The organism is Sphingomonas sp. CCH9-E2 (genome assembly GCF_001557215.1).
GTDB lineage: Bacteria > Pseudomonadota > Alphaproteobacteria > Sphingomonadales > Sphingomonadaceae > Sphingomonas.
Genome location: NZ_LSJM01000020.1, coordinates 1 through 4,420, shown reverse-complemented (window position 1 = coordinate 4,420; position 4,420 = coordinate 1). Strand labels below are relative to the sequence as shown.

Genomic DNA, 4,420 nt, shown 5'->3' with positions numbered 1-4,420 from the left:
CTCCCCCGCCAGGGGGAGGTGGCGCCGAAGGCGACGGAGGGGGAGGGCGGCTGTGCGCTTTAGCCTCTTGCCGTGCTGTTTCCTCCCCCTCCGTCAGCTGCGCTGACACCTCCCCCTGGCGGGGGAGGATAAGGAAACGCCCTCAGTTCTGCGGCGTCGGCGACGCGGCCGGGGCGGGGGTGCCGACCTGGGTCTGCGCGTCGCGGCCGTCGCCCTGCGGCGCAGCGATGATGTCGCGAGTCGTGCTGCCCTTGTCCACCACGGCGGTGTCGGGGCTACCCACGCCCGAGCGGATGCCCGGATCGGCGGCGGTGCGGCCGCCCGCAGCGTCGAGCGCGGCGCGCTCGCTCGCGCTGCGCTGCGCGCTGCCACCGAACAGCGCGTCGAGCGCCTGCTGCGCCGGGCCACCGGCATCCTGCGGACGCGGCGCGCCGGGCTGCGGCGGGCGCAGCGCAAAGTCGGGCGGGATCACCAGCGGTGCCTGACGGGCGACGGCGAATTCGTCGGGACGCTTGCGGTCGCCCAACAGGCTGCTGCCGCAGCTGGCGAGCAGGGTCGCCGAACCGCACACGGCGGCAACAAGCACGGACTTACGCATTGGCATTCTCCACAGGGGCGCCGGTGTCATCGGCCTTGGGTTTCTCACGCACGAACAGCGCCCGGATGAGCAGGATCAGGACGCCGATGGTAATCGCAGCATCGGCGACGTTAAAGACCAAAAAAGGGCGCCATTCGCCAAAGTGCAGATCGGCATAGTCGACGACATAGCCGAACCGCACCCGATCGACGATATTCCCCAGCGCGCCGCCCAGCACCAGCGCCAGCGCCAGCATGTCGTGGCGGTTCTGCTCGCGCAGCATCCACCAGCCCACGCCGCCCGCAATCGCGGCGGTCAGCGCGACCAGCGCCCAGCGCATCGTATCGGTCTCTGCGGCCAGCAGGCCCAGCGACACCCCTATATTGGCGACGAAGCGCAGGTCGAAAAAGGATACGACCTCGATCGCCTTGCCCGGCGCGTCGATGCCCAGTCCCTCGACCACCCATGCCTTCATCGCCTGATCGGCGACAAAGATCAGCAGGGCGAGGGCGAAGCCGATCGTGCGGTTGCGGTTCATCGATGCCATGTCTTTCAGGAAACTACCGAGTCGCAGCGGTGGCACAGCATGCCATCGGCTTCAACCTCCGGAAGCAGACGCCAGCAGCGGCCGCACTTCTTGTGCTCGGTCCGCTTGACCGCGACGCCTTCGTCCGACCCGTGATGGACATCGGCAACGATGAACACCTCGGCCAGTTCCGCCGCCGGGCGCAGCAGGTTCGGCACCGTGACCTCGGCCTCCAGACTGGAGCGAATCACCTTCTCGCGCCGCAGCGGCTCGATCGCCTCGGTCACCGCCTCGCGCTGGCGGCGAATATCCTCCCACTCGGTGGTGATCAGATCGTCGCCGGGCAGCGCCGGGAGTTCGGGCCATTCGAGGAAATGGACGGACCCGTCCTCGCTCGGATAACGCGCCTGCCACACTTCCTCGGCGGTGAACGCCAGGATCGGCGCGGCATAGCGCACCAGCGCGTGGAACAGCGTGTCGAGCACCGTGCGATACGCCCGCCGCTTCGGGCTGTCCGCTGCGTCGCAATAGAGGCAATCCTTGCGGATATCGAAGAAGAAGGCCGACAGGTCCTCGTTCATGAAGTCCGACAGCGCGCGGGCATAGCGGTTGAACTCATACGCTTCCGCCGCTGCCTTCAGCTCGACATCGAGCATGCCGAGCTTGTGGAGCACATACAGCTCCAGCTCGGGCATCTTCTCGACGCGCACCTTCTCGGCATCGCTGAACCCGTCGAGCGCGCCGAGCAGATAGCGGAAGGTGTTGCGGATCTTGCGATACGCGTCGCCCGTGCCCGCCAGCACCTCCTTGCCGATGCGCACATCCTCGAAATAATCGGTCTGCGCGACCCACAGCCGCAGGATGTCCGCGCCGCTCTCGCCGATGATCTTCAACGGATCGACGACATTGCCGAGCGACTTGGACATTTTGCGCCCCTGCCCGTCGAGCGCGAAGCCATGCGTCAGCACCGCGTCATAGGGCGCGCGCCCGCGCGTCCCGGCGCTCTCCAGCAGCGACGACTGGAACCAGCCGCGATGCTGGTCCGACCCTTCGAGATACAGGTTGGCGCGCACGCCCTCGCCGTACCGCTGCTCGATCACGAAGCTGTGGGTCGAACCCGAATCGAACCACACGTCTAGAATGTCGTTGACCACCTCATAATCGGCCAGATCGTAATCCGGCCCGAGCAACGCCTGATGATCCGCGCCGAACCACGCATCCGCGCCGCCCGCGCGGAAGGCGTCGAGGATGCGCGCATTGACCGCTTCGTCGCGCAGATAGTCGCCGCTCTGGCGATGGACATAAAGCGGGATCGGCACGCCCCACGCGCGCTGGCGCGAAATCACCCAGTCCGGCCGCCCCTCGACCATCGCATGGATGCGGTTGCGGCTCTTCTCCGGCACCCACTGGGTGCGCTCGATCGCGTCGAGCGCGAGGTTGCGCAGCGTGGGGGCGTTGCCATGTGCAGGGTTGACGATCGGGCCGAACCCGGCGGGCGCGGCAAAGCCCGGCAGTTCGGCGGCGACGTCCCGTCCCGTCGCCCCGGCGAAGGCCGGGGCCGCCAGAGGCTCCTGTCCCGTCACAGCCTCATGTCCCGCGCCACCGCTGGCGGCCCCGGCCTGCGCCGGGGCGACGGCTTTATTGCCATCCATCGGAATGAACCACTGCGGCGTGCAGCGGAAGATGATCTTCGCCTTGGACCGCCAGCTATGCGGATAGCTGTGCGCAAAATCGTCCGATGCGGCGAGCAGCGCTCCGGCGGTGCGCAAATCGGTGCAGATCGGCCCGTCGGCCGCGACGAACTTCTTGTTGATCACCGACCCCTGACCGCCCAGCCACAGCCAGTCGGCGCGGTACATCCCCGCATCATCGACCGCGAAGACGGGTTCGATGCCATGCGCCTTGCACAGCAGGAAATCGTCCTCGCCATGATCGGGCGCCATATGGACCAGGCCGGTGCCGGCATCGGTGGTGACGAACGCGCCCGGCAGGAATGGGCGCGGCTTGGCAAAGAAGCCGCCGAGATGGTGCATCGGGTGGCGGGCAGTGGCACCGGCGAGGTCGGAGCCCCGGATGGGGGCTACTTCTACGGGAGCCCCCTTCGAGAACCAGAACCGGCCATTTTGCCAAACACATGCCCGCTCGAGATGAACGCGCGCACGTTCTGCACCGAGGCTCGACACATCGACTTGAGAAGCCCGATCGTTCAGGCGCTTCTCAAGTTCGGGCACTAGGTCCTTAGCGACGAGGTAGACTGCGTAGCCATTTTCAAGGTCGATGTTCAGCTGTTGAGCGACAAGTCCCTCAGCCTTCTTGTCGGCATGCTCCTGCGTAGACCCGACGGCCTCGACCATCGGTGTGACGACCACATACTCAACCTCCGGCCCATAAGCCAAAGCCTGGTTCACCGGGATCGTCCACGGCGTGGTCGTCCAGATCACCGCATGCGCGCCGACCAGTTCCGGCGCATTCGGTGCATCGACAATCTCGAACGCGACGTCGATCTGCGTCGACACCACATCCTCATATTCGACCTCGGCCTCGGCCAGCGCGGTCTTTTCGATTGGCGACCACATTACCGGCTTGGCCCCGCGATAGAGCTGGCCCGACTCCGCGAACTTCAGCAATTCGCCCGCGATCGTCGCCTCGGCGTCGAACTTCATGGTGAGATAGGGATCGTCCCAATCGCCCATCACGCCCAGCCGCTCGAACTGCCCGCGCTGCACCGCCACCCATTTCTCGGCATAGGCGCGGCATTCGGCGCGGAATTCCGCCGCCGGCACCTCGTCCTTGTTCAGCTTCTTGGCGCGGTACGCTTCCTCGATCTTCCACTCGATCGGCAGGCCGTGACAGTCCCAGCCCGGCACATAGGGCGCGTCCTTGCCCATCAGCGACTGGCTGCGAACGATGATGTCCTTGAGGATCTTGTTCATCGCATGGCCCATGTGAATGTCGCCATTCGCGTAAGGAGGGCCATCATGCAGGATGAACCGCTCCCGCCCCGCGCGCTGCTCGCGCAGGCGGTCGTACAGGCCAAGCTTGGCCCAGCGCGCCAGGATCTCCGGCTCCTTGGCGGCAAGCCCCGCCTTCATCGGAAAATCGGTCTTCGGCAGGAAGACGGTGTCGCGCCAGTCGCGTGCGGTGTCGTTGGTGTCGGTCATGGGTCTGCGCCGATTAGAGGAAAGCGAGCGGGGCGGAAAGAGCGTTCCCCTCCCGCTTGCGGGAGGGGCTAGGGGAGGGCCTGTCGCGCGACTGCAAGCGAACCGTTGCGGAGACATGCCCTCCCCCGACCCCTCCCGCAAGCGGGAGGGGAGTCA

General features: G+C 66.5%; 3 protein-coding genes. All 3 read right to left on the bottom strand.

All coding sequences use genetic code 11. The annotated features are described in order from the left end of the window. Positions 1-142: 142 nt before the first annotated feature. Genes AX681_RS01040 through AX681_RS01030 form a run of 3 tightly spaced genes read right to left on the bottom strand, consistent with a single transcriptional unit; the run spans position 143 to position 4,264 of the window. Positions 143-598, bottom strand: a complete 456-nt coding sequence (locus AX681_RS01040; protein ID WP_082749479.1) for a DUF3035 domain-containing protein — start codon at positions 596-598, stop codon at positions 143-145. Then, positions 591-1,115, bottom strand: a complete 525-nt coding sequence (gene lspA, locus AX681_RS01035; protein ID WP_066664298.1) for a signal peptidase II — start codon at positions 1,113-1,115, stop codon at positions 591-593. Before lspA ends, AX681_RS01040 begins: the two co-directional genes overlap by 8 nt. A 14-nt stretch (positions 1,116-1,129) precedes the next feature. Further along, entirely contained in the window at positions 1,130-4,264 is a 3,135-nt protein-coding gene (locus tag AX681_RS01030) for an isoleucine--tRNA ligase (RefSeq protein WP_066664292.1), read from the bottom strand. Positions 4,265-4,420: the final 156 nt, after the last annotated feature.

Bases quoted from the DNA above. Each gene is read 5' to 3' on its own strand.
- AX681_RS01040 (WP_082749479.1), bottom strand. From the start codon at position 598: ATGCGTAAGTCCGTGCTTGTTGCCGCCGTGTGCGGTTCGGCGACCCTG.
- lspA (WP_066664298.1), bottom strand. From the start codon at position 1,115: ATGAACCGCAACCGCACGATCGGCTTCGCCCTCGCCCTGCTGATCTTT.
- AX681_RS01030 (WP_066664292.1), bottom strand. From the start codon at position 4,264: ATGACCGACACCAACGACACCGCACGCGACTGGCGCGACACCGTCTTC.